At 65.8% G+C, this 21,101-nt stretch carries 18 protein-coding genes; 9 read left to right on the top strand and 9 right to left on the bottom strand.

Features of this window, described 5'->3' with window-relative positions; genetic code table 11:
• The first annotated feature begins 17 nt into the window (after window positions 1-17).
• From ACOZ4I_RS17980 to ACOZ4I_RS17960, 5 genes are all read left to right on the top strand, one after another.
• A complete protein-coding gene (locus ACOZ4I_RS17980; RefSeq protein ID WP_424005389.1) occupies window positions 18-1,052 on the top strand; it encodes a sulfite exporter TauE/SafE family protein in 1,035 nt (344 codons plus the stop codon).
• A 183-nt stretch (window positions 1,053-1,235) separates the two neighbouring features.
• On the top strand, window positions 1,236-2,429 hold the full coding sequence (locus tag ACOZ4I_RS17975) for an MBL fold metallo-hydrolase (protein WP_424005275.1): 1,194 nt from the start codon (window positions 1,236-1,238) through the stop codon (window positions 2,427-2,429).
• 87 nt (window positions 2,430-2,516) lie between these two features.
• Window positions 2,517-3,296 carry a DUF2270 domain-containing protein gene (locus ACOZ4I_RS17970; RefSeq protein WP_424005274.1) on the top strand — a complete coding sequence of 260 codons (780 nt, stop codon included), beginning with the start codon at window positions 2,517-2,519 and terminating at the stop codon, window positions 3,294-3,296.
• Window positions 3,297-3,392: 96 nt separating this feature from the next.
• Window positions 3,393-4,097 carry a hypothetical protein gene (locus ACOZ4I_RS17965; RefSeq protein ID WP_424005273.1) on the top strand — a complete coding sequence of 235 codons (705 nt, stop codon included), beginning with the start codon at window positions 3,393-3,395 and terminating at the stop codon, window positions 4,095-4,097.
• A complete protein-coding gene (locus ACOZ4I_RS17960) occupies window positions 4,097-5,383 on the top strand; it encodes a hypothetical protein (protein ID WP_424005271.1) in 1,287 nt (428 codons plus the stop codon). Before ACOZ4I_RS17965 ends, ACOZ4I_RS17960 begins: the two co-directional genes overlap by 1 nt.
• 45 nt (window positions 5,384-5,428) lie before the next feature.
• Here the strand turns inward: ACOZ4I_RS17960 and ACOZ4I_RS17955 are convergent, their stop codons facing one another.
• The 4 genes from ACOZ4I_RS17955 to ACOZ4I_RS17940 form a co-directional block, all read right to left on the bottom strand.
• Entirely contained in the window at window positions 5,429-6,001 is a 573-nt protein-coding gene (locus ACOZ4I_RS17955; RefSeq protein WP_424005269.1) for a hypothetical protein, read from the bottom strand.
• Window positions 5,998-6,747: an ABC transporter ATP-binding protein gene (locus ACOZ4I_RS17950; RefSeq protein WP_424005268.1), complete on the bottom strand. Its 750-nt coding sequence runs from the start codon at window positions 6,745-6,747 to the stop codon at window positions 5,998-6,000. The genes ACOZ4I_RS17955 and ACOZ4I_RS17950 overlap by 4 nt, the downstream gene beginning before the upstream one ends.
• Window positions 6,744-7,643 (bottom strand): ABC transporter permease, encoded by a 900-nt coding sequence (locus ACOZ4I_RS17945; RefSeq protein ID WP_424005266.1) that lies wholly within the window; start codon window positions 7,641-7,643, stop codon window positions 6,744-6,746. The genes ACOZ4I_RS17950 and ACOZ4I_RS17945 overlap by 4 nt, the downstream gene beginning before the upstream one ends.
• A 277-nt stretch (window positions 7,644-7,920) precedes the next feature.
• Window positions 7,921-8,523, bottom strand: coding sequence for a hypothetical protein (locus ACOZ4I_RS17940; protein WP_424005265.1), 603 nt, complete (start codon window positions 8,521-8,523; stop codon window positions 7,921-7,923).
• Between the two features lie 677 nt (window positions 8,524-9,200).
• Here ACOZ4I_RS17940 and ACOZ4I_RS17935 point away from each other — a divergent pair.
• Window positions 9,201-9,839: an NAD(P)-dependent oxidoreductase gene (locus ACOZ4I_RS17935; RefSeq protein ID WP_424005263.1), complete on the top strand. Its 639-nt coding sequence runs from the start codon at window positions 9,201-9,203 to the stop codon at window positions 9,837-9,839.
• A gap of 47 nt (window positions 9,840-9,886) precedes the next feature.
• On the opposite strand, the gene ACOZ4I_RS17930 is transcribed toward ACOZ4I_RS17935, so the two are convergent.
• Complete coding sequence (locus tag ACOZ4I_RS17930; protein WP_424005262.1) at window positions 9,887-10,405, bottom strand: HTH domain-containing protein; 519 nt, start codon at window positions 10,403-10,405, stop codon at window positions 9,887-9,889.
• Window positions 10,406-10,488: 83 nt separating this feature from the next.
• Window positions 10,489-13,719, bottom strand: coding sequence for a PAS domain-containing protein (locus ACOZ4I_RS17925; RefSeq protein WP_424005260.1), 3,231 nt, complete (start codon window positions 13,717-13,719; stop codon window positions 10,489-10,491).
• Window positions 13,720-14,049: 330 nt separating this feature from the next.
• Between ACOZ4I_RS17925 and ACOZ4I_RS17920 the strand changes: the two genes are divergently transcribed.
• The 3 genes from ACOZ4I_RS17920 (at window position 14,050) to ACOZ4I_RS17910 (ending at window position 15,451) form a co-directional block, all read left to right on the top strand.
• Entirely contained in the window at window positions 14,050-14,406 is a 357-nt protein-coding gene (locus tag ACOZ4I_RS17920; RefSeq protein WP_424005258.1) for a DUF7344 domain-containing protein, read from the top strand.
• Between the two features lie 78 nt (window positions 14,407-14,484).
• Entirely contained in the window at window positions 14,485-14,643 is a 159-nt protein-coding gene (locus ACOZ4I_RS17915; RefSeq protein WP_424005256.1) for a hypothetical protein, read from the top strand.
• 379 nt (window positions 14,644-15,022) lie between these two features.
• On the top strand, window positions 15,023-15,451 hold the full coding sequence (locus tag ACOZ4I_RS17910) for a CopG family ribbon-helix-helix protein (protein ID WP_424005255.1): 429 nt from the start codon (window positions 15,023-15,025) through the stop codon (window positions 15,449-15,451).
• Between the two features lie 287 nt (window positions 15,452-15,738).
• Here ACOZ4I_RS17910 and ACOZ4I_RS17905 read toward each other — a convergent pair whose 3' ends face one another.
• From ACOZ4I_RS17905 to aceB, 3 genes are all read right to left on the bottom strand, one after another.
• A complete protein-coding gene (locus tag ACOZ4I_RS17905; RefSeq protein WP_424005253.1) occupies window positions 15,739-16,461 on the bottom strand; it encodes a fumarylacetoacetate hydrolase family protein in 723 nt (240 codons plus the stop codon).
• A 62-nt stretch (window positions 16,462-16,523) separates the two neighbouring features.
• The gene (locus ACOZ4I_RS17900) at window positions 16,524-19,544 is read right to left on the bottom strand and encodes an FAD-binding and (Fe-S)-binding domain-containing protein (protein WP_424005251.1); all 3,021 of its coding nucleotides are present in this window, start codon (window positions 19,542-19,544) and stop codon (window positions 16,524-16,526) included.
• A gap of 167 nt (window positions 19,545-19,711) precedes the next feature.
• A complete protein-coding gene (aceB, locus tag ACOZ4I_RS17895) occupies window positions 19,712-21,019 on the bottom strand; it encodes a malate synthase AceB (protein WP_424005250.1) in 1,308 nt (435 codons plus the stop codon).
• Window positions 21,020-21,101 lie beyond the last annotated feature (82 nt).

The following is a 21,101-nucleotide window of genomic DNA, read 5'->3' as shown; positions in this document are numbered from 1 at the left end:
GGGGGTGGAAACCGATGATGGAAATCATGGGCGTGAGCGCGGCGCTGCTGGCGACGTTCGCCGGCTTCGGCCTGCTGATCGGCATCCTGTTCGGCTTCTTCGGGATGGGTGGGTCGTTCCTCGTGACGCCGGCACTGCTGGTGATGGGCTACGAGCCGAACGTCGCAGTCGGGTCCGGGCTCGCGTTCGTCTTCGGGACCTCGGTCATCGCCACGCTCAAGCACCGCGACCTCGGGCAGGTCGACTACAAGCTCGGTTTCCTGATGATCGCCGGCACCACTGCCGGCCTCGAAGTCGGGAAGATCGGGCTGGAGGCACTCCAGCACATGGGCCTGGCGGACTCGGTCGTCAGCGTCGCCTACGTCCTGTTGCTGGGCGGTATCGGCGCGTTCGTGACGCGCGAAGCCCTGAAAGGGGACGGTGGGGGCGGTCTGGATCACGACGTCGAGGACGCCAGCGTCGAAGACGCGGAGATCCCCGAGATCGCACAGACAATCCAGTCCTACCGGGTCTGGCCGATGATCCACCTCCGTGGGGGCTACACCGTCTCCCTGTGGCTCATCCTCGGCGTGGCGTTCGCGACCGGACTGCTCTCGGGCTTCCTGGGCGTCGGCGGCGGCTTCATCCGCATGCCCGCGCTGTTCTACCTCATCGGCGTCCCGGTCCCCATCGCCGTGGGGACGGACCTCTTCGAGATCGTCTTCTCGGGCGGGATCGGGAGCCTGCTGTACGCGCAGTCCGGCGCGGTCGACCTGAGCATCGTCGTGCCGCTGCTCGCGGGGAGCGCCCTCGGGGCGCGCCTGGGTGCGGCGGCGACGGCCCTCGTCGCAGAGGAGGACATCAAGGTGTACTTCGGCATCATGTTGCTCCTCGGCGCGCTCGCGGTCGCCGTGCGGCAGATCGGCGGCCTGTTGGAGATGCCGGTGTTGGACTCCGTCAGCCTCGCCATCATCCTCGGAGCAGCGCTGCTGGTCAGCGGAGCGGTCACCTACAGTGCCGTGCGCGAACTACGCAACGTTCCCTCGGAGCGGCCTGTCGACCTTGACGCCTGAACGCGAGCAATCACACCGACGGAAATTCGAATTTTTGACTGTCACCCCTCGAACCGATGGTTTCTGCTTTCGCGCGACGTACTGTTCGTGTTCGATGGGCCCGTCTCCGCCACACTGGAGTTTGGAGTATTGCACAAAACACACAAGATATAAGGCGATCAGTCGCTAATCGGTGAGTGTACAATGAACCCGGAAGACTTCCCGACCCCAGACGCCGAGGTCGACGAACTCGAACCGCGCGAACTCAAGCGACGCATCGACGACGGCGAGGACGTGACGATCCTCGACGCCCGGATGGAGGGCGACTTCGAGGAGTGGCACGTCGAGGGCGAGACCGTCGACATCGCGAACGTCCCGTACTTCCACTTCCTCGACGACGACGTCGACGACGAGGTGTACGAACAGGTCCCCGAAGGTGACCCGCTGGTCGTCCTGTGCGCGAAGGGCGGGGCCAGCGAGTACGTCGCCGGCACGCTCGCCGAGGCGGGCCGCGACGTGGTCCACCTCGCCGGCGGCATGAACGAGTGGGCCAGGATCTACGAGCGCGAGGAGGTCACGAGGTACGACGGACCGGGCACGGTCTATCAGTACCAGCGCCCCTCCAGCGGTTGTCTCGGCTACCTCGTCGTCGACGGCGACGAGGCAGCAATCGTCGACCCGCTGCGGGCCTTCACCGACCGCTACCTCGCGGACGCCGAGGAACTGGGCGTCGAACTCACGTACGCGTTCGACACGCACATCCACGCCGACCACATCAGCGGCGTTCGCGCGCTCGACGACGAGGGCGTCACCGGGGTCATCCCAGAGGCGGCCGTCCAACGCGGCGTGACCTACGCCGACGACCTGGAGACCGCAACAGACGGCGACATCTTCGAAGTGGGCGACGCCGAGGTCGAGGCGCTCCACACGCCCGGCCACACCACCGGCATGACATCCTACCTCGTCGGCGACAGCCTCCTGACGACCGGCGACGGGCTTTTCATCGAGAGCGTGGCCCGTCCGGATCTGGAGGAGGGCGACGAGGGGGCTCCCGACGCGGCCCGGCAACTCTACGAGACGCTCCAGCAGACGGTGCTCGCCCAGGACGACGACGTGCTCGTCGGCGGCGCGCACTTCAGCGATGCTGCGGACCCGGCCGACGACGGGACCTACACCGAGACGATCGGCACGCTCGTCGAGGAGATGGACGCCCTCACGGCCGACGAGGGCGAGTTCGTCGACGTCGTGCTCGCGGACATGCCTCCGCGTCCGGCCAACTACGAGGACATCATCGCGACGAACCTCGGCCAGCGGTCCGCCGACGACGAGGAGGCGTTCGAACTGGAACTCGGCCCCAACAACTGCGCCGCGAGCCAGGACGCGCTGACCGGAGACTGAAGTAGCGCGATCTGTCGCCGAATAGTTCTTACAATTTTGGACAATACTCACACAAACATTATGGACTGTGACGGCCTAGGCCCGACAATGAATGATTGCGAGCGGGCCGACGCCGGCGAGTCCTCGGCGACAGCGTCGGAATCCGGCGCAGACGGCGCGGCCACAGACGAGTCGGGCAACGACCGGCGCGGCTCCGACCCGTTCGTCGGCGAGGGGCTCCTCGACCGGGACATGGGGCCGAGCTCTGCCATGGCGCACCTCTACCGTGGTGAGATCCACCGGATGAAGCTCTGGCGCGAGCGCCTCGACAAGACGACCAACTGGGCGGTGCTCCTGATGGCCGCCGTCCTCACGTGGGCGTTCTCGAGCGAGTCGAATCCCCACTACGTCATCCTGGTCGGTGACGCCGCTGTGGCGATGTTCCTCGTCATCGAGGCCCGTCGCTACCGCGCATACGACGTGTGGCGTTCGCGCGTACGCGATCTGCAACAGCACGTCTGGGCCGTCGGTCTCGACCCGGACATCGGCCTCGCGAACGAGGGCTGGCGCGAGTCACTGGCTCAGGACTATCTGTCGCCTCGCCTCAAAATCTCCGTCGAAGAGGCGCTGGCCCACCGACTCCGGCGCGTGTACTTCCCGCTGTTCACCGTCCTCAATGGCGCGTGGGTGCTGCGCGTGACCGCGTTCGCCGAGACGCCGTGGCCGGCGAGCGCGGCCGTCGGGTCGCTCCCCGGTGCGTTCGTCTCCGCCGCCGTCGTGGTCGTCTACCTCGGCGCGCTCGCCATCTGCTGTCGCCCGCGGACCTGGCACACGCGCGGGGAACTCCTCGACGAGGACCTGCGGCAGAACCCCGACGGCGAGGCGTAGACACTCTCGATTCCGCGGCCGTCACGCTCGCCAGCACGGCGCGGGCGGGTTCCACAATCTCCTTTAGCCGCTGTCCACACTGAGCTAGGTAGCACAATGGTCCCCCGAACCCGACGACGCTTCCTCCACGTAGCGACGGCAGCGGTCACCGCCCTCGCCGGCTGTGACACGCTTTCCGGCGGCAGCGCGCGCTCGTCCCGATCGAGTACCGAGAGCGAGGACGCCCCTCCCGCGAGCGATTCCGAGACCGATCCGCCGATGGTCCGCCTCCGGGGCGGCTCTGACGTTCCACCGATACGGCTCGTCGACCCCGACGCGACCGAGACGGATTCGCCACCGCCGTCGCCGTATCGCACTCGCGATCAGTACGAGATCATCGACACGCGGGACCGAGCCGACCAGCTCAGGGTCGCCGCCGACGAGGACGCAGACCGCGTGTCGTCGTTCGTCGCCGAGACGGCGTTCGACGCCGAGACGCTCTACCTCGAAACGAGACGGGTCGAGGAGTGCTTTCGCCTGCGGCTCTGTCAGATCTCGTGGGGACCCACCGAGATCGAGACGGACTACGTCCGCCCGCTTCGCCCCTACGACGAGCGTTGCCGGGACGGCGCGACGGTGTTCGAGTCGCGGCTCATTCGCCTCCCCGTGGCGCTCGACGCGGAATCGGTGCGCTCGTTCGGCACGAGTGTCAGCGGAAGCAGTCGATGCGGTGCGCCCGGCGGCGCTCGGGCAGAAGGTGGCAGCGGTGGTGGTGGCGGGTCGAGCATGGGGCGACGAGCACCTGACGGAGGTGCCCGGTAATGCGCGACGCGTCCACGACTCGTCGCGGGTTCCTCGCGGCGGCCGGAGCGACGCTGTTCGCGGGCTGTTCCGGTCTCGACTCACTCTCCGGGTCGTCACGTGACCCGATTCGGAGCTACCACCTCTCGGACCTCACCGACGACGGCGCGGCCGACCCCATCGTCGTCGAGAGCGTGCCGGTCGATATCGAGCGCGCTCGACTCGCCGAAACGACGCGCCGTGTCACGGACCTGCTCGAGACGGTCCCGATCCCGTTCGGCCCCGACGCTGTCCCGAACGGACACGTCAGACGACGCCTCGTCGATGCGGCCGACGACGCGTCGGAGGCGGTCGAACAGGCCAGGACGGCGCGGACCCGATTCGCGGCGCTCCGCTCGCTCAGGGACGCACGCACCCGGGCCCGCTACGCCGCCGCCGGGTGGGCGTTCGCCGACGGGACGGCGACTGACGAGGACCTTCGGGCCGAGTACCTCGGGGCCCTGAACGACGCCGAGACGCTCCGAACGGACCACCGATACCTCGGCGGCGATCCCGTCGACGCGGCGCTAGTCCACGCCCGCATCGAACGGAACCTCGACCGCGTCGGCGGCGAGCGAGACCCGTCGATCTACGCGGCCACCGGCTCACTGCTGGCCGTCGCCGAGTGGGGCGAACACGCCGAGACCGCTCGTGCGCTGGTGGCCGACAGCCGCTATCTGTACGACCGCCTCGGGTCGTCGCTCGCGGACGACGCCGGTACGGTCGAAGCGTCGTTGACGAACGCGGTCGACACGCTTACATCGGCGCTTCGTGACCGACGAGCAGACCTGCCTCCTGAGTCGACCGAAGACAGTCTGGAACTGTCCCGGCGACTACGGGCCGAACTCCGAGACGACGCCGTCTCGAGCCTCAAGCGGGTCGCCGGAGCGCCCGGTCCCGCGAGTGCGATACTGTCCGCGACGCGAGGGCTGGTCGATTTCTCGGCGCACGACCGGGTTCGCGAGCGGATCACAGACGGCGAGCAGTTCCGTGTCGAAGACGTCTCGGACGTACGCGCGACGCGCACTCGGGCGCTCGATGCGATCCGCACGGCGCTCGACGAGAGTCCGCGTCCGGCACTGGCCCGGCCGGTACTCGCGGACGCGGCGACCGCCGTTTCCTTCACCGACGACGCGCTCGCTCGGTATCGCGGCGAGGTCCGCCCCGAGCGCCTCGACGACGAGATCCGACAGTACACGACTGCGGCGGCGCGGGCCCGGAGCGTTCCATCGGCGTGTCAGCGCGTGCTCGAAGCGCTCGGGGCGTGAGTCGACCGTCCCGACCGCTCGACGGGCCGGGCCGTCGGCCTTCGATCAGGGGAGCAGCGACCGCTCTCTCACCGTGACGGTGACCGCGGGACGAAATGCCGTCCAGTCCGTGTCCCCTGGGCTCTGATAGGAGAGCACGACCGGTTCGAAGTACCCCCGAAGCGTGTACGGTCCGGCGCCGTAGAGCCGGTCGCCGTGAATCTCGTACTGCCGGGACACCGATTCTCCGGGGGTTAGCTGTCGGACGAGCGGCTCGTTGTCGTTTCCGACGCTATTTCTCGACACTTCGACGTGGTCCGACTCGGCGTACTGGTCGGACAGGAGGAGAATTTTCTCCGGGCCGCGGTCGTCCGGCGGCGCGAGTGCGAGGAGTCCGAACGGCCAGACGCCGGTGGTTCGAACGCTGAGCGCGCCGCCACCGTCGTTTCGGAGCGTGAACGACAGCCGAGCGGGGCTGTCGACGGTCACAGAACTGTCGACTAGCTCCACGCCGAGCGTGAGCGGTCCCTGTGTCTCCGGGGCGGAGACCTCGCTGACCGTGTATTCGGCGTCACCGAGACAGCCCGAAAGCCCCACGAGGGCCGCACTCGCGACGCCGAGGTATCGGCGGCGTCTCATCGAACGTCCTCCCCGGATCGGGCGGAGTCGGCCGTGAGATCGACGAACACGTCTTCGACCGTCGCGTCGTCAGCGAGGTCGAGTTTCGACCGGAGTTCGTCGAGGCTCCCCTCGTCGACGAGCCGGCCCTGATGCAGGATCCCGACCCGATCACAGACCACCTGGACCTGTCCGAGGACGTGACTGGAGAAGAACACGGTCGCACCGCGCTCTGATTCGGCCGCGACCACGTCTCGCACCAGCGCCACACCGTGCGGGTCGAGTCCGGTGAACGGTTCGTCGAGGATCAGGAGGTCCGGTTCCCCGACGAGACTCATCGCGAGCGCCAGGCGCTGTTCCATCCCCTGGGAGAACTCGCCCGCCGGCTGATCGACGGCGTCGGCCAGACCGACCCGTTCGAGCAGCGCCTCGGGGTCGTCGTCCGCTCGCTTGGTGTCTCTCACCAGTTCGAGGTGCCGCCGGGCCGAGAGTCCGTCGTAGGTGTCGTACCGGTCGGGTAGAATACCCACTCGGCGGTGGCACTCGACCACCTCGTCCCAGGGATCGTATCCGAGGACCCGGGCCGTTCCCTCGGTCGGTTTGACGTAGTTCAACAGCAGATTGATCGTCGTCGACTTGCCGGCACCGTTCGGACCGAGGAAGCCGAACACCTCGCCTCGCGTGACGGACAGGTCGAGGCGCTCGAGGGCGACGGTCTCGCCGTAGCGTTTCGTGAGTCCGTCCGTTTCGATGGCCGGGGTCGTCACACCAGATCACCTCGCTCGAAGAGGTACCGCGCGATGCCGAGCGGGACGACGAGCCACACCACGAGCACGACGACCCCGGTCGCTTCGTGGAGATAGACCGGAATCGGCGCCGACCCGAACGCCGATTCAACGGCGAAGACGTTGATGGACGTGGGCGTCTGGAGTTTCGTGATCACCGCCTCGAAGCCCGCGCCAGAGTTCCCGACGCCGAGAACCCAGTTCGTCAGGAGCCGATAGGACCGGTCCGGTGAGACTCTGAGGAGCGCGAACAGCAGGCCGTCGGCGGGCGCGTCGTACGGGTTCGCCGCACGTCCGCTCACAGTGCTGTAGACGTTCGACGCGATGACCTTCCAGAACACGGTCAGCAGGAGGAAGAAGACGCCGAAGACCACGCCCGTCGCACGGACCGTGCTCGTCGTCACCGCCGACACCGCCGTGGCGACGGAGACGAGGACCAGGACGTACAGGTGCGTCACGAGGAGGACACCGAGGAAGCGAAGCGGCGAGAAGAGTCCAAACCTGACGAGACCGATCAGGCCGAGTGCCGATGCGGACACCGTGACGGGCACCGCGATTCCGACACTCCGCCCCAGGACCTTGCCGAGCAGTACGTCCGTTCGTGTGAGCGGCAGTCCGAGAACGAACTTCAGGCTCCCGGAGCGGCGCTCGCCGACGATCGACTGATAGCTCAACAGCAGCGCACCGAGCGGGAGGACGATCGTCGCGGTCGTCTGGACGAACCCGACCGTCATGTCCGGGCCGAGTCCGTCCCACGCGATGTAACTCGGACGGTACGCCCAGAGGATCAGGAGCACTGCGAGCGCCCAGGGACCCTTCGACGTGAGAAGTATCCTGGCTTCGTTACGCGCGAGCGGGAACCAGCGGGGGAGGGCCATGTGAATTCGCCACACTGCGTGACAATAGTAGTGACTATCGTCGAATATGAATAGTACGGGTCCGTCCACTGTCACCGAGAAAATTGACATCAGTTATCCGTCGTGTTCGGAGAGCCTGCTCCTGACTCACGGAAGATCACGCGTTCACGAGCGGCTTCTGCCGCGACTCGACGAGCACTGCGATCGAGTGATGTTCCTGGTCGGCCGTGCCCGGGAGCTGGCTTCCCTGCTCCTCACCCGGTTCGTCGCCCCGTCCGCTCGGGGTCGCAGGGCGGTGTCACTCGTCGTCGACGCTCACGAGCTGTCTGAGGAGGTCGAGCAGCTTCCGATTCGAGGTGTCCGTCCCGTACACCCGCACGGAGTCGACGCCGGCGTAACCGTGGTCGCCCGACTCGTCGCGCTCCCAGTAGAGCCACCCGGTCTCCTCTCCGCCGTCGAAGCCAGTGTCGGCAACCGGAAACGTCAGTGCGAGCGCTTCGCTCCCGCTCCCGTGTCCGTCGTTCAGTTGCACGACCTCGCCGTCGTCTACCGGTCGTGCGCCACCGTCACCTTCGAGCGCGTGGCGCGAACCGAACCGATACCGGACTGCTCTCTCCGTCGGTTCGAAGGTCGTCGATTCGCCGTCGTTCTCGAAGACGGTCGACGGACTGACGGCGACGGTCACCGAGTCGTGGGCCTCGAGATCGATGAAGTTCCGTGCGTTATCCGGCTGCACGTCGACGGCCAACGCCGTGGGGAAGTGTGCCGCCGCCTCGCCGCTCAGAACGGGGAGCGCGGTCGCCGTGGCCGCCACGCTGAGGACGCCTTCGAGCGCCCGCCGCCGGGTCAGTACTTTCTCTGTTGACTGGTCAAGCTTCTGCTCATCGGAGTGGACTCTCATACGATAGGGGAGTCGTCGGAGCGTCAACGTATGGCGGTTCTGGTCCGATTCTCGAAACTCCCATCGATCACGCAGGTATTATCTGCTTATGATATTTTTCGAGCCTGAGAAATACGGGGACTCGCTATCTTGGACTCGAAGGGCGGGCACTCTTGGAGGATTAGTGGCGGCCGATTCGAGGGATCCGGGGTCAGGAATGCGGTTTCGATTTCTGAATGTAGCAGAACACTTTTGAGGGTCGTGATAATTCTCACAACTGGGCAGGCCCTGTCACCCGTTGTGTGGGTTGCCCAATTTCACTGTCAGAGGCACATGGGTCCTCTCCCATGTTTCGGTGATGCCAGTGAGCGGCGAGTCCCTCGATACGCCGCGTCTGTTCCGCCACCAACGTTTACAACACAGGGCGACCTACATCTTTCTCGGATCGGGACCGTCATATTGGGACCTTCGCCACCATCGCCTCTGACAGTCGATGGCGGTCACCGACCCACCATCCCTGTCGGTTCTCGTGTATCCTGCGCAGTCACGCTATTCGACCCCCGGTGACGTCGATGTGACCTGGTTATGCCGCCGTTCGCTGAGATATATCACGGTCGCTCTGCAAGACTAGCTATGGCGGCGTGGCCGCACGCCCACCGCCACGGCATCGACTGACGACTACTACGAACTAACACACGATGGATGTACTCCTACTCGGTGCAAGCGGACGGATCGGACGACGAATCGCGAGCGAACTCCTCGACCGCGGACACGCGGTGACCGGCGTCTCACGGAGCGGCGAGGTCGACGGCATCGACGACGCCGACTTCGTCGCCGTGGCCGGGGACGCGACCCAACCGGACCAGATCGCCCGCCTCGCGGCGGGTCACGACGCAGTCGCCTCGGCGCTCGGTCCGAGCGACGACGAATCACCTGACCGCCTCTCGACGATGCTCGAGGCCGTCGTCGACGGGATGCGGCGCGCGTCGGTCGATCGACTGGTCTGGACGGGCGGTGCGGGCATCCTGAACGTGGGGCCTGACACCCAACTCATCGAGACTGAGGACTTCCCCGAGGAGTGGAAGCCCGTCGCGAGCGCTGCCATCGACGCCTACGGTATCCTCGACGGCGTCGACGACCTCCGGTGGACGTACGTCGCGCCCCCAGCGCTCATCGAACCCGGCGAGCGAACCGGCGAGTACCGGACGGCGAGGGGCGAACTTGTCGCCACCGAGGACGGCGACAGCCACATCTCGATGGAGGACTTCGCCGTCGCGTTCGCCGACGAACTCGAGACCGGCGACGCGGTCCACACGCAACTCGCCGTTGGCTACTAACTCCCAGAGGAGAACAGTTCCTGCGTTCGGGCGTCTTCCGCGGTCGGCTACGCGTTTCGGTTCCTGAGGCCGGCGAGGCCGTCCGTGACGGTCACGACGCGCTCGCCGTCGATGTGCGGGAAGACGGCGTCGAGGGACCCCGCCTCGTAGACACCGAGACAGGGCACTGGCGGGACGAACTCGATCGAGGTCTCCGCTGGCTGTCTCGCGGTCGCGTTGCTGGTCTGAAACCCCGGCAGGAGCGTGACACCTTCGCGTTCGGCCCAGTTCTCGAACGCGCTAAGCACGTCCCGGTAGCCGAGCGGTCGCCCTTCGCTCCCTCGCCCGTTCGGACTCGTGACCTGTCCCCACTCTCGGACGGTGTACGACTCGATTCGGCCCGTCGCTTCCAGCGACGCCAACCGTTCGCGAGTGCGCTCCCACGTCGCCGGCCGAAGCGAGTCTCGACCAATCCACGCGTCGACGTGCGTGCCGACCGCCGAGTCGTCAGCTGACGGTCGGGCGGTGCGGTTCTCGCTCGCGTCGGTTATGCGCGCTCGCGGTCGGCGCTCGGCCGTATTCATCATACAATATTCACTCGTGACAGGGACCAGAAGTGTGTCTTCCAAGTGTCTAGAGCCGAGGGCCGCCCTTCGAACGTGCGAGTGCCTTACAGGGTGTGCCGACAGTCCGGTTCGAAGTACAGACTCAGTAGCGTCTGGAGACCGTTTCTGAGGTGATAGTGCAGCGTCGCCGAGGACACGTCCATCGGAGCCGCGACCTCCTCGGCGTTACTCTCGCGCGGCCACTCGAAGTAGCCGCGGGTGTACGCCGTACTCAGGGCCGCTTCTTGCTTCTGTGTCAGTTCGTCGCTGATCCACCCCTTGACCTCCGGGACCGTCGTCGTCCGCCGGTCACGGAGGCGCTTACTCGTGAGCGTCGCTCCCGGGGTGACGTCCTGTATCGCGCCGACCAGCCCGCGAACGTCGATTCCCGGTGCAGCCTCCGCCGTGAGCGAGATGTCGCCGTCTCGCACGCGCGCTTCGGTGAGGGACGCGCCGTGGTTGGTCACCACGTCGAACGGACTCTCGCCGCAGCCGTCGACGACCACCTCGACGAGCCCCGTCCCGTCGCCGCCGTTGCGGGCAACGGAACAGGTCTCGACGAACGCGGCCGATTCGAGCCGGGCCGCGACGCGGTCTGGATCCGCACCCCCGACCGCGAAGTACTGGACCGCCGAGCTGCCGCTGGTCGGGACCTGTCGCTCGAAGATGAGTTCACAGCCCAGTTCGGTGGTCACCCGACCGTACGCGAGGTCGGTGTCCTCGATCCGTATCCGGAGTTCGAAGACGGATTCGGCGGTGAGCGAGCGCTGACTCTGCACCCGCTGGATGGCGTAGGCGACGATTCGTCCGAGGTCCGAAAGCACCGCCCGTTCCTCGTCGTCGATCACGTGCTCTCGCGGGGCGTAGACGACGAGGACGCCGTACGTCGTGTCACCGGTCGTGAGCGGGACCGTCGCGAGCGTGTGGTGACCGTGTTCGATCTCGATCTCCCGTCGCGAGTCGGGGACGCCGTCAGCTGTCTCCACGTCGGGAATGACTTCGACGGACCCCGTCCGGGCCGCTCGAACCGCCGGATTGTTCGCCTGCGGCATCCCCTCCAGATAGGCGTCGTCGACGCCGGATGCCGTCCGCGGTGTGATCGTCGGGTCACCGTCCGACTGTTGCTCCACCGCGCCGATCCAGGCCGTCTGATACAGGTCCGTCTCGGTGAGATGTGCACAGACCGCCGTCTCGATCTCCTCCCGAGTCGCGGCGCGCTGGAGGCGCTTCATGATCCCGCGGGTGAGCGTGTCGACGCGGTGCAACGCGGCCAGCTCGTCGCGTTGGCGTTTGAGCGTAACCTCGCGTATCTTCTCGTCGGTGATGTCCCGGAACACCCACAGCCGCCCGTACTGCGTCTCGCCGTCGACGACGGGGGCCGAGTACCTGTCGAGGTATCGCCCGTCCTCCAGTCGAATCGTGTCGCGGCTCACCTCATCGGGGTTGTCGTAGAGGTGCTCTACCTTCTCGAAGAACGCCTCTGGGTCGGCGACGGTGTCGCGAACCGCGTCGAGGAGTTCCCGGTCCGACTGCGCAGCCGCGACCGACTGGGGGATGTTCCAGATGTCGAGGAAGCGGTCGTTGTGGTAGCGAACGTTCCGGTCCGAGTCGACCACGAGCAGTCCGTCGATGCCCGTCTCGGCCTGCGCCTCGAGCAGTGCCCGGCGATACGTGAGTTCCTCCTCGCGCTCTGTGCGCTCCGTGATGTCGCGCGTCGCGCCGACGAGCTGTTTCACCTCGCCGTCCTCGCTGATCGGCGCGAGCTTCGTGTTCCAGTACGTCGACTCCGTCGGCAGTGGCAGCTGCTCGGCGTACTCGAGAGGCTCGCCGCGCTCGACGCACTCCCGATAGCGTTCCACGATCTCGCCGCCGAGTTCGTCGCCGAGGATGTCGCGTGGCGTCCGCCCGCGGACGTCCTCCGCCGAGAGTCCGGTCATCGCTTCGTAGGCGGGGTTCACGCGCTCGATAACGAACTCGTCGTCTGCAACGTCGACGAGAAAGATCCCGTCCTGCGCGTTCTGAAAGCTCGTCTCGGCCCGTTCGAGTCGCCGCTCGCGCTCCGTGCGCTCGGTGATGTCGCGCGCGACGAACACGACTTGTTCTCGACCGTATTCCCTCCTCGCGACTGCGGCGGCTCGCCCCTCGAAGTACCTGGTCCCCGCCTGCACGTCCAGTTCGTACTCGACGGACTGGAGCCGTCCGGTCTCCAGCGCCTCGTCGATCGCTCCCTGGATTGCGACAGCCGTCTCCTCGGGCAGGACCTCGTGGACGGTCCGGCCCACCATGTGCTCGGGGTCGTCGTAGAGCAGTGCGGACGCGGTCTCTCCGGCGATGCAGTTACGGAACCGCCCGTCCGCGTCGAAGACTAGTCCGACGTCGGGGAACGCGGCCTCGAACGACGAGAGCCGGTCGGCGTAGCGGTCCCGCTGGATGCAGTCGCTGACCAGGCGACCGAGCAGTTCCACGACAGCGACGTCACGGTCCGTTATCGAGGCGGTCCCCGGCTCCTCGGTGTAAAAACACAGCGTCCCGCAGACGTCGGTCCCGTCGCTGACGGGCGTCCCGACGTACTGCGAGAGGCCCCCGTCGAGGCGGACCGGCGGGTCCTCCGCTCCGGCCGTCTTGCTCTCGATACCGGCTCGGACGACCGTCCGTTCGGCCTCGACGACGCGCTCGCAGTTCGTCGCACCGAGCGGGAACCGGTCGCCGGCGCTCAGGTCCGTCCCGCGGGGTCCGTCGACCGCTTCGAGCACGTACTCCTCGCCCTCGACACGCGAGAGCGTCGCGTAGTCCATGTCGAGCGTCTCCCGACCGACCCGGAGGAGTGACTCGACCTCCTCGGTGAACGACTGGTCGTGGGAGGTCACGATGTCGCCGAGCTCCCGCAGTACACGCCCCTCGGTCGCGCCGGAGTCCTGCTCTCGCCGAGCCGCCACGGCAGCGTCGACCCGTTCGACCAGGTCGGTCGGCACCCCGCCGTCCGTCGGGAGGTAGTCGGTCACGCCAGCCGCGATGGCATCACTGGCGACGGCTTCACTCCCGTCGCTCGCGACGAGGACGAACGGGAGGTCGGGATACGCGTCGCGGACCGACCTGAGAACCGCGAGTCCGTCCGTGTCGTCGAGGTCGAGCGAACAGACCACGCACTCCGTGTCCGGGGTGATGCGGTCGACGCACGAGGTCGGAGAGATCGCCGTATCGACCGTGTATCCCGCTCGCTCCAACGTGGTGCTGTACGTTTCGGCGGTGGTGTGGTCGGGGCCGACGTAGAGCGCCCCGGCCCTCGCTCGCAACATGTTGAATACCTACCATCACTTGGTGACAACTGAAAAGCATCACGGCCAAATATTCGTGATATATACCCTCTACGTACGGATCTGTTTCCGCAGAAGCGTCCCAATTTCGACCGACCTCGGCGCTTGCAACGGCTCGCCCTTCCCGGTCTCTTTCCTAGGTGTCTAGAGGTGGTGCCTATCTCGCCCGCTCTCGTACTTACTAATCCCCGAGGAGACCGACGCAAGTGATGACAGAATCAGGACACCTGCCGTGGCTGTCTCGACAGCGGGCGGGTTCGCCGAGGTCGCCCGAGAGCGAGCGCCGCGCCGGTGAGCGACAGAGGGACACCGGTGACTGACTCCGAGCTCTCTCTCGACACGATTCACGAATTGATCGCCTCACGCCGCCGGCGGTACACTCTCTACTGCCTCTATCTGTACGCCAACCCCATGCGGCTGGCCGATGTGGCCGGTCGCGCTACCGAGTGGGAGCATGGAACACCGGCGTCGGAGTTCTTAGACGAGCGACTCGCGATGTACACGTCGCTGGTCCACATTCACGTCCCGAAACTCGCGGCGGCGGACGTGATCGCGTACGACCGCTCCGACGAGATGCTAGAACTGGACCGCAACGCCGCTCAGCTCCGCCCGTATCTGGAGCGAGCGGCCGAAATAGACCTCGACGAGACCGATATCTCACCACTCTAGTGCGATGAGCCGACGAGTTCTGAGTCGCGTCGCGGCGGAGCGGTTACCCGTCCGACGGTGGACGGTGGGGGGTGGAACGTGAGAAACTGGAACGAGCGGTGTCCGGTCGCGTGCCGGGCCTGCGGGAACGTGTACGTCGCCACGCCGACCGCCGACGGGTTCTGTATCACCGCCGGGAGATGCCAGCAGTGCGGGGGCGAGATCTTCGACCCGCTGTCGGCGGCCGACGACTGGTGACCGGCCGCGGCCCGTGACCGCACTGAACGAACTCGTCGGTCACGGTGAGCGATCTGTTCGACGAGTTCGTCGATCCTGTTGTGGACCGTCCGCCGCGAACAGGCTATCGCCTCCATCACGTCGTTCACCGTCAACGGCCGCGCCGGGTCAGACCGATCGCCGCTTCGCGCACATCGGCGAGTTCCGCTCGTGTGTCCTGTATTTTTGTGTACGAGTCTCGGCCACCGTCCCGGAACGATGATCGACCTGCCGGTCGGCTGACAGCGCACCGTGGGGCAGTCGGGACCGACGCGTTCGATCGCGCGAACCCGAGCCTGCTATCAGGCGTTAGATTACAAATAACAATATTTAATATTTGAACGGCACTGATTTGTTATACATGAGCGTTGTCAGCGTCTCGATGCCCGAGGAACTGCTCGACCGAATCGACCAATTCGCGGACGACCACGGCTATACGGGTCGGAGTGAGGTCCTCCGAGAAGCGAGCCGGAATCTGCTGGGAGAGTTCGAGGACAAGAAACTCGAAGGTCGCGACCTGATGGGTGTCGTCACCGTGGTGTTCGATTACGAGACGACGAGCGTCGAAGAGAAGATGATGCACCTCCGTCACGAGCACGAGGACATCGTCGCGTCGAACTTCCACAGTCACGTCGGCGGGCATCACTGCATGGAACTGTTCGTTCTGGAAGGCTCGCTCGAAGAGATTTCGACGTTCGTCGGCAAAATCCGGGCGACGAAGGACACGCTCACGATCGACTACTCCGTGTTGCCGGTGGACGACTTCGGTCCGCTGGCCGACATGACCTGATTCCGTTCTCTTCTTTCTCTGAATCGCACCGGATAGCAACATCTCTTCGCGAAACTCGCCCTGAGGACCTCTCATAGAACCAAAATAGCCAAAGTAGGATTTTAATTGGACATTTAAGACCTACATAAAATACATATGCGATTGAAACGGGAAGGGATACATATACTATCTTGATTACGCCTAGTATGTCTAATTAGAACCTCACTATCGCATATTATCTCTCAAGCGCTCAAATCCTTTTGTGTATCGTATGGGTGGTTGCCTTGCCATATGGGGTACAGGGCTGGTCAGCGGCGTTCGGAGACGATATCGTTCCGCAGCGTACCCACGCCCTCGTAGGTTATCTCGACGGTGTCGCCCGGAGCGACGGTTCCGGGGTTCGCGGGGCTTCCGAAGGCGATGGCGTCGCCCGGGCGGAGCGTGAACCGACGCGACAGGAAGGAGACGATTTCGTACGGGTCGAACAGCATCAGTTCCGTGTTGGCCTCCTGGCGCGTCTCGCCGTTGATGACTGTCTCCATGTCGATCTCTCGCGGGTCGAGGTCCGTCTCGATCCAGGGCCCGAGCGGCGCGGACGTGTCGAAGGCTTTGCGCGCCGTCCGGCCCTGCTGATCGAGGGCGTCGACGTCGTTCAGCACGGTGTACCCGCTGACGACTTCGGGAACGTCGTCGGCGTCGACGTTCCGACAGCGCTCGTCGATCACCGCGACGAGTTCGCCCGCGTAGGTCAGTTCGTCGGTCCAGTCGGGGTAGCGAACGGGCTGCTCGGGGCCGATCACCGACGCTGGCGGTTTGATGAAGAAGTCCGGCTCGTCAGGTCTGTCGTAGTCCATCTGGTCGAGCGTCTCGGCGAAGTTCCGGCCGACGCAGTACAGCGCCGACGGCGAACAGGGCGCGGTCAGGTCGCCGTCGCGGCCCACGACGTACTCTCCGTGGTCCGTGGTCAAGATGCCGTCTTCGTAGCGGCCGTCGACCGTGCCGTCGGGCGTCTGCATCCGTGCGAGTTTCATAGTCGGGCTTGTCCGTCGCGAGTAAAAGGTCTACTGGAGCCGGACCACTTCCGGAACCCGAATCAGAGCCGGTCTGCGACCGCTTCGATCGGATGCGGCGGGATGTCGTCGACGCCGTCCCGGTCGCCGAGCTGCGACCGACAGGACCCGCCGGGGGCGACGACGTAGTCGCCGTCGCTCTCGTCCACTGCGTCGAACAGCAGGCGGCCGATGGACTTCGAGAGGTCGTAGTGCTCGTCGTGGTAGCCGAAACTTCCGGCCATCCCACAGCAGGTCGTGTCCAGCGGATCCACATCGTAGCCGACGCGGCGCAGGACACCGACGGCGTGGTGGTCCTTGTTCGTCCCCTTCTGGTTACAGTGTCCGTGATAGCTAATCGCGTCCGCCACGCCGAGCGAGCGGTCCTCGATGGGCAGCGCTTCGTCGAGGCGGTACGTGTCGAGGTACTCCATGATCCCGTAGGCGCTGTCGACGACGGCCGCCACGTCGGCCCCGTCCAGCAGGTCTGGGTACTCGTCCTGAAACATCACCGCGTCAGACGGTTCGACGAACACGACGTCCCATCCTCCGGCGACCCGGTCTGCGAATCGGTCGACGTTGGCGCGGGCCCGTTCTTCGGCACGGTCGAGCAGTCCTGTCGAGAACGCCGCGCGACCGGACGGGGCAGTGTCGTCGGGGATGGTCACGTGGACTCCAGCCGCTTCGAGCGTCTCGACGGCCGCTTTGCCAGCCGCTGGGTACGAATAGTTCGTGTAGGTGTCCGGGAACAGGAGCGCCGAGCGGTCGGCGTCGGCCCGCGCGACGGTCGTGCCCCCGCGCGCCTCGAACCAGTCCACGAGCGTCTCACGGGTGAACGTCGGTAACGTTCGCTCCGGGGCGATGCCAAAGAGCTTCTGCATGACCAGCCGAGCGCCGGGGAGTTCGCTCGCCCAGTTCGACAGGGGAGCGAGCGCCGACCCGACCCGCGAGGCCGTGTCGATGTTGGCGAACAGGCGCTCTCGGCGGTCTGTCCCGGCCGCTCGGTGGTGCTGGTGTTTCAGTTCGGCCTTGAGCTTCGCCATGTCGACGCCGGTCGGGCAGTCGCTCTTGCAGCCTTTGCAGCCGACACAGAGGTCCAGCACTTCTTCCTGGAACCGCTCGGAGTGGAGTTCTTCTTCCGGAAGGTCGCCGCTGATGGCCGCCCGCAGGAGATTGGCTCTGCCCCGCGTCGTCTGTATCTCCTCCTTCGAGGCGCGATAGGTGGGGCACATCACGTCGTCGCCGGTCTGCCGGCAGGTCCCACAGCCGTTGCAGAGTTCGACGAGATGCGAGAACCCGCCTTCGCCTTCGAAGTCGAGCGTCGTCTGCGGTTCGATCGACTGGTAGTCCGCTCCGTACCGGAGATTCTCGCGCATGTCCGCGCCCACGCCGCGGTCGGCGGCCGGCCCGATGTCGTCCGGGCCGTCGCGGTAGACCACGTTTCCGGGGTGCATCCACCACTCGGGATCGAACGCCGTCTTGACCTGCTTGAACGCGTCCCAGAGTGCCGGTCCGTACATCTTCGGAGTGAACTCCGTGCGAGCCATCCCGTCGCCGTGCTCCCCGGAGAACGACCCGTGATGTTCGAGCACGAGGTCGGTCACGTCCTCCGTGATGGAGTGCATCGCTTCGATTCCGGCTTCGGCTTTGAGATTGAGGATCGGCCGGATGTGGAGCGTCCCGGATCCGGCGTGCGCGAAGTACGCGGCCGACGTGTCGTGGTCGTCGAGAACCGCTTCGAACTTTCGGACGTAGTCGGCGAGTTCGTCCGGCGGCACCGTCGCGTCCTCGATGAACGGGTACGGCTTTGGGTCGCCGTCCAACGACATCAGGAGCGGAATTGCCGCTTTCCGGAGCTTCCAGAGTTCCTCCTGGGCATCGTCGGTGTAGGCTTCGACCACGTCGAAGGCCGCTCCCTCGTCGACGAACCGCGCTGTGGTCCGCGCGACGGCCGCCTCGAAGTCGTCGTGGAGTTCGGAGTCGTACTCGAGCATGAGCGCGGCGGCCGCCCGGTCCGGTATCGGCTCCACGTACTCCGCGTAGCCGTCGGAGTCGGCGGCGAGCCGGAACACCTCGTCGTCCATCAACTCGACGGCGCTGACGTCGTACTCGAGCGCGACGGGAACGGCCTCCATCGCGGCATCCAGGTCGTCGAAACAATAGAGCGCCAGCGCCGTCTCCTCGGGCACTGTCACGAGCGAGACCTCCGCCTCGACGATGACGCCGAGTGTCCCCTCGCTACCGACGAACAACTTCGCGAGATTCATCACTCGGTCGCCGTCCTCGTTCTCGTAGATTACCCGATCGAGGTTGTAGCCGGTCACGCGACGTTTGAGGTCGGGGTAGCGGGCCTCGATCTCATCGGCGTTGTCTTCGACCACCCGCCGAACGGTCCGGTAAATCTCGGCTTCTCGGTCGTCCTTCGAGACGATTTCGTCCCATTCGGGCGAATCGAGGACGACTTCCCGCGCGTCGATGACCGACCCGTCCGAGAGAACGGCCGTCACGGCCTCCGTGTAGGCGTCGGTGATGCCGTACCTGACGGAGTGTGCGCCGGTCGAGTTGTTCCCGATGCCGCCGCCGACCGTGGCCCGGTTGGACGACGCCGGGTCGGGCGCGAACTTCAGTCCGTACGCGGCGAGCGCGTCGTCCAGGTCGTCCTGCACGACGCCCGGCTGGATTCGCGCCCGCTGCTCGTCCGGGCGTACCTCGAGAATATCGGTCATGTGCCGCGACAGATCCAGAACGACGCATCCCGGACCGACTGTCTGTCCCGCCAGCGACGACCCGGTTCCCCGCGGGAGGACGGGCACTCCGTGGCTCGTCGCTACGTCTACCGCCGCTCTGACATCGTCTACGTCAGTAGGAAACACGACACCGGCCGGCTCGGCGCGGTAGATACTCCCGTCCGTCGCGTAGAGGACGCGAGCGTACTCGTCGAACTCGACGCCGCCGTCGACGCGCGAACGGAGGGCCGTCGCCAATTTGCGGTACGCATCGGCGTCCGGTCGGTCGGCGTCGAGTTCACTGACTATGCGGGACTGGTCGACGTTCTCGATGGCCATACTGTAATTCCGCAGTAATAATAATTAAATCCTGTGGGGAGTGTTCACACGAGCCCCGATGGAGACACGCGAGTGGTCACCACCTATGGTATCGGCACGCAACGTCGGCAATTGCCCTGGTGTCGGTATCTCACCACCGTCGACGCACCGGGATGAACGAGGGATGCTCAGTTTCCGACCGCAGTCGCGCGCTCGACGACGTCTTCGCCGTACATATCTTCGAGGGCCTCGTGCTGGTCCGGTCGGTGTTCGTAGACGTCCTGGAACAGCGTGATCGGCGTCTGGGCGGCCTGATACGTGGCTTCGTCCCACATCCGGTCCTTGCTGATTTCGACGGTGACACCGTTCACGACCAGCGTGGCGGACTGGGTCATCGCGATCGCGCCCTTGCCGGCCGCCTTGGCCGCCTCGAACTCTTCCATCGAGTCGACGATGTCGTTCATGCTGGGGACGTAGGCGGTCCGGTCCAGCAGTTCCTCGCGCAGTTCGTCCTCGGAAAGTTCGAGTCGGTCGCCGCCGGCTTCGAGGACGTACTGGCCATCGCCGGTTTCCTCGAGGGAGAGGCCGTCGCCGTCGTAGACGTGCCGGCCGTCCACCGGGTCGAGTTCCACCTCGCCGTCGCCGACTGCGAGAAGCCAGCGCCCGGACTCCGGCGGGAGCGGGGCCGTGTTCGCCTCGACGACTTGCCCAGGGGTCAGCGACCAGATGCCGGTCATCCCCTTCGCCCGGTTCTCGGTCATCCGCTCGCGGTATCCCTCGTCGTCGCGGATGTCGTCGTACGGGCCGTCGACGGCGATGAGACCGGCGGCGCTCGCACCGCGCGAGGTGTTGTGGCGCAGTTCGGGCCACGGCGGCAGTTCGCCGGTCGGCGTCATCGCTCGCATGTCCTTCGTGTAGTCCACCTCGCCGTCCACGAGGAGGAACAGCCGTTCGAGGTTGTTCGACGGCTTGCCCATCTCTTCGCGGAGATCGCCCATCGCCAGTTCGGCCTCCCCGCTCTCGACGATCACGGACATCGACAGGCCTCCCTCGGGCAGTCCGTGCTCGTGTTCGATGATGGTGAGGAACTCGTCGGCCTTCTTCCAGTCGTCGATGTCACCCACCTCGGGGATGACGAACCCGTCGATGTGCTCGACGGCCCCGTTGTCCGGGTCGGCGACCTCCAGCATCTGCTGGAACCCCTGGTAGCGCGTAGTCGGTGACTCCCTGTGCCAGACGACGCGGGGGTGGATCTCGCCGGGGAAGTCGCTTCCCTGCTCTGAGACGACCTCGATGATATTGCTCACGCCTTCGGCGCGCATGTTCGGTGCCGTCGCGTCCTCGTTGTCCGGGACCCAGACGTCTGGTGCCTGTAGCCCCCGGAGTCGACTCGCGCTTCGGAGCATCTTCGCCGAGTCGTCTTCGCCGTCCACCGCGGTCGGCGACGTGAAGAACGTGCGGACGAACTCGCGTTCGTACTGTCGCTGAACACTCATATCTCGTTTGTCGAGACCGAACGAAACGTAATAAATCTATTGTCCAGAATTATCCTTGCCTGTCCAGACCGCGTCTCGGATC

The sequence above is a fragment of the Haloarcula salina genome (assembly GCF_049603855.1).
Classification (GTDB): domain Archaea; phylum Halobacteriota; class Halobacteria; order Halobacteriales; family Haloarculaceae; genus Haloarcula; species Haloarcula salina_A.
Note: the sequence above shows the minus strand (reverse complement) of the source record. Positions and strands in the feature narration are given on the sequence as shown.